The organism is Streptosporangium sp. NPDC006013 (genome assembly GCF_040614275.1).
In the GTDB taxonomy this organism is placed as follows: domain Bacteria; phylum Actinomycetota; class Actinomycetes; order Streptosporangiales; family Streptosporangiaceae; genus Streptosporangium.
Window position 1 is genome coordinate 1 of sequence record NZ_JBEXUE010000725.1, and the last position, 3,556, is coordinate 3,556.

Below are 3,556 nucleotides of genomic sequence, written 5' to 3' on the forward strand. Positions count from 1 at the left end.
TGGCGCAGTTGCTGGGGGCGACGGAGGTCGATGAGCTGATCTCGCATTCGCTGTTCTCGGTGGAGGGCGGGCAGGCGGCGGCGGCGCAGCTGCTGGCGCGCGGCTGTACGGGGATCGTGTGCGCGTCGGACCTGATGGCGCTGGGTGCGATCCGGGCCTGCCGTGACCGGGGGCTCTCGGTGCCGGGGGAGGTGTCGGTGGTGGGGTTCGACGACTCGCCGTTGATCGCGTTCACCGACCCGCCGTTGACCACCGTGCGCAAACCCATCGGCGCCATGGCCTCGGCGGCGGTGGCCACTCTCCTGGAGGAGATCAACGGGGTCCGCGCCAAGCACGTCGAGCTGATGTTCCAGCCCGAGCTCGTCGTGCGCCGCTCGACCGGTTCAGGCCCGCTGGTCAACCGCTAGCACGCTCGCCGGGAAAGGTTCCGAGATGAACAGCGGTCACGACGTCGTCGTCATCGGCGGCACCGGGGTCGACACCACCGCCTACGTGCCCTCGCTGCCCCTGCCGTACGCCGACACCTACGCGGTCCCTCCGGTGGTGGACCGGATCGGCAACACCGGCAGCGGGGTCGCCCTCGGCTGCCACGCGCTCGGGTTGAGGGTCAGGCTGGTCGACCTGATCGGCGACGATCCGCAGGGCCGCTTCATCCGGGCCCATTTCGAGGCCAGGGGTGTGGAGGCCGGCTGGGCGCTCGCCCCGCAGGGGACCCGGCGCAGCATCCTGCTCGTCGGCCCCGACGGGCGGCGCACCTCGCTGTTCGACCCGCGCGCCGCGGCGGGCGAGCGGCTGCCCAGGGAGCTCTACCTGGACGCGGTCCGCGCGGCCCGGCACGTCCACGTGTCGATCACCGACTTCTCCCGGCACGTCTACCCCGACCTGGGCTCCGGGTCCGTCTCCACCGACCTGCACGACTGGGACGGCGAGAACGACCACCACAGAGACTTCGCCTACTCCTCCGACCTGGTCTTCCTGTCGGCCACCGCCCTCGGCCCGCGCCGCGACGAGGTCATGCGCGACATCCTGGCGCGCGGCCGGGCCAGGGCCGTGGTCTGCACCGAGGGCGCGGAGGGCTGCCACGTCCTCGACGAGAACGGCCTGCGAGGCTTCCCCGCGGCACCGCTGCCGGGGCCGGTGGCCGACAGCAACGGCGCCGGGGACGCGTTCGTCTCCGGCGTACTGTACGGCCTGCTCTCCGGACGCTCCCTCGACGACTCCATCCCTCTCGGGGCCCTCGCCGGGGCCCATGCCTGCACGTCGGAGGGCACCCACGAGAACCCCATCAGCGAGCCGGACCTCCTCGATCGCGCCGGGTGACCCTTCTCCGACCGGGAGCTCCACGCGGGCCTGGTCGCCGCGCGGATTCCGGCGGCCGGCCTCCCCGTCGCGGCAGACGTCCGACTCGCCGGCACACCGCTCCGCGGACAGGGAAGGCTCTACGATCGACCCATGACGCTGACGGTGCTGACGGGCGCGGGGATCTCCACCGAGTCCGGGATTCCCGACTACCGAGGGCCGAACGGCGTGTGGCGTAAGGACCCCGATCACGAGAAGCTCGTCACCTACGACCACTACATGGCCGATCCGGAGATCCGGCGGCGCTCGTGGCTGATGCGCCGCGACAACCCCGCCTGGCGGGCCGAGCCGAACGCGGCACACCGCGCCCTGGCCGGCCTGCCCGACACGTGGATCATCACCCAGAACGTCGACGGCCTGCACCAGCGGGCCGGGTCGCCGCCCGAACGGGTGCTGGAGCTGCACGGCAACATGTTCGGCGCCCTGTGCACCGCCTGCGGCGCCACCTCCACCACGCGGGAGGCGGTCGACCGGATCCTCGCGGGCGAGAGCGACCCCGCCTGCCGCGACTGCGGTGGCATCCTCAAGACGGCCACCGTGATGTTCGGCCAGGCCCTCGACACGGCCACCCTCACCCGGGCGATCGAGGCGGCCGAGAAGTGCGAGGTGTTCGTCGCCGTCGGCACCTCGCTGCAGGTGCAGCCCGCCGCCTCCCTGGTGGGCATCGCCGTCGGAGCGGGCGCCCGGCTGGTCATCGTCAACGCCGAGCCGACCCCCTACGACCACCTGGCCGACGAGGTGATCAGCGACCCCATCGGCGTCGCGGTCCCCCGCCTCTGCTCGTCTCTCGCCTGACGGAGGGGCCGGCGGACGACCTCCGGGCGGGGCGCCGTGTCCGGTGAACGGGAGCCGTCAGGATCGAACGGAGGAGGATGACGGCCATCCGCCGGGTGTGCCCCGGGCAGGCCTCAAACGGAGATGTTGACGACGCTGGTGAGGATGACCGCCGAATCCTCGGCGGCCTCAAGTGAGTGACGTCGCTGCGGGATCGGGGTGGCCTGGCCCGTGCTGACTTCGACGCTCTGCCCCTCCTCGACGATCCGTACCCGCCCGGACAGGACGTGCAGGCTCGCGGCCGGCGGGGCGTCGTGGTCCCCGAGGACGGTTCCGGCGATCAGCGCGATGACCGCCTGGCGTAGCGTGCCCTCGTTGAGGTAGGTGTGGGCGCTACGGCCGTGCGCGCTCTCCCTGGCGAGGGCGAGATGTTCCTCGGCGAGAGCCAGTACGTCGATCATTGAGGTTTCCTCCCGGTCGTTCTGAGCCTGCCCTGGGTGAGGAATGCGCAGCGCCAGGCGGAGGTAAAGTCATCCGTCCCGGGTGGGGGGCCGTTCGTCGAAGCGGATGGCCCGGAGCAGGTCCGCGGCGGGACGGTCGAGGATCGTGACGCCCGTGGCCGGGGGGAGCACGCCGCCGCGGGCGCGCTCGATGAGCACCCGCCAGCGGCGGCAGTGCCGGGCGAAGGTGGTGCCCGTGACGACCCGGCCGCGCGAGAGTTGCCCCTCGCGGGCCGCGCTCGGCTCCACGTCGAGCAGGATCAGATGGATCTCGCTGCCGACCCCGCGCGCCAGCCAGGCGAAGCCGTACAGGATGTGCGGCCAGGTGCCGCGGGTGTGCGCGACGACGCCGTGCCCCCGCAGCAGGGCGCGGGCGATCCGCGCCACATGGGTGGTGTGCACGATCGGGGTGCGGGCTCGCGGGGGGATCGGGCCGAGATAGCGGGCCCACCAGTTGCGGGACTGACGGGAGTCGATGACGCGGACCTCACCGGCGCGGACCGGTTCCCTCTCGTCGCCGCGCAGTCCGTACAGCCGGTCGAGCAGGGTGCTCTTGCCCGCGCCGGGGAGCCCCGCGAGGAGCACCAGTGTCCCGGCCGGATAGTGCAGCTCCTCGACGGAGGACCGGCCGGCCGATGTGGTGGCCATCGGGTGCACCTCGCAGGAAAGGGGATTCCCCCCATCATGTGTCCCGGGGCATCGCCACGGCGGAATCCGGTTCGCCGCCGATTCGGCGGGCACCGGAGGGGACTGCGCCCGAGCGGAGGAACACCGGGAAGGTGGTACCTGCGGGAGGCCGTCGGTGGGCATGCTCACTCCTCGAATGCACCGCCGGTGGATGGACCGCCGATATGCTCGATCGTCTCCCTCCCGACGCGCCCCGGCATGTCGAACTGATCGACGGGTCGCTCATCATGATGTCT

General features: G+C 72.2%; 5 protein-coding genes and 1 pseudogene. 4 read left to right on the forward strand and 2 right to left on the reverse strand.

Features of this window, described 5'->3' with window-relative positions; all coding sequences use genetic code 11:
- The 3 genes from ABZ260_RS48545 to ABZ260_RS48555 all read left to right on the forward strand — a co-directional run.
- On the forward strand, window positions 1-407 hold a 407-nt coding region (locus tag ABZ260_RS48545), incomplete at its 5' end, for a substrate-binding domain-containing protein (RefSeq protein ID WP_355632054.1).
- Window positions 408-432: 25 nt separating this feature from the next.
- The gene (locus ABZ260_RS48550) at window positions 433-1,320 is read left to right on the forward strand and encodes a carbohydrate kinase family protein (protein WP_355564744.1); all 888 of its coding nucleotides are present in this window, start codon (window positions 433-435) and stop codon (window positions 1,318-1,320) included.
- Window positions 1,321-1,452: 132 nt separating this feature from the next.
- Entirely contained in the window at window positions 1,453-2,154 is a 702-nt protein-coding gene (locus tag ABZ260_RS48555; protein ID WP_355632057.1) for an NAD-dependent deacylase, read from the forward strand.
- Window positions 2,155-2,267: 113 nt separating this feature from the next.
- On the opposite strand, the gene ABZ260_RS48560 is transcribed toward ABZ260_RS48555, so the two are convergent.
- Together ABZ260_RS48560 and ABZ260_RS48565 are read right to left on the reverse strand one after the other, a co-directional pair.
- The gene (locus ABZ260_RS48560) at window positions 2,268-2,594 is read right to left on the reverse strand and encodes a cupin (RefSeq protein WP_350920514.1); all 327 of its coding nucleotides are present in this window, start codon (window positions 2,592-2,594) and stop codon (window positions 2,268-2,270) included.
- A gap of 69 nt (window positions 2,595-2,663) precedes the next feature.
- Window positions 2,664-3,281: an AAA family ATPase gene (locus tag ABZ260_RS48565; protein ID WP_355632060.1), complete on the reverse strand. Its 618-nt coding sequence runs from the start codon at window positions 3,279-3,281 to the stop codon at window positions 2,664-2,666.
- Between the two features lie 203 nt (window positions 3,282-3,484).
- Between ABZ260_RS48565 and ABZ260_RS48570 the strand changes: the two are divergent.
- Window positions 3,485-3,556 (forward strand): annotated as a pseudogene (locus tag ABZ260_RS48570) (Uma2 family endonuclease); the annotation flags it as partial.

Bases quoted from the DNA above. Each gene is read 5' to 3' on its own strand.
- ABZ260_RS48560 (WP_350920514.1), bottom strand. From the start codon at position 2,594: ATGATCGACGTACTGGCTCTCGCCGAGGAACATCTCGCCCTCGCCAGG.
- ABZ260_RS48555 (WP_355632057.1), top strand. From the start codon at position 1,453: ATGACGCTGACGGTGCTGACGGGCGCGGGGATCTCCACCGAGTCCGGG.
- ABZ260_RS48550 (WP_355564744.1), top strand. From the start codon at position 433: ATGAACAGCGGTCACGACGTCGTCGTCATCGGCGGCACCGGGGTCGAC.
- ABZ260_RS48565 (WP_355632060.1), bottom strand. From the start codon at position 3,281: ATGGCCACCACATCGGCCGGCCGGTCCTCCGTCGAGGAGCTGCACTAT.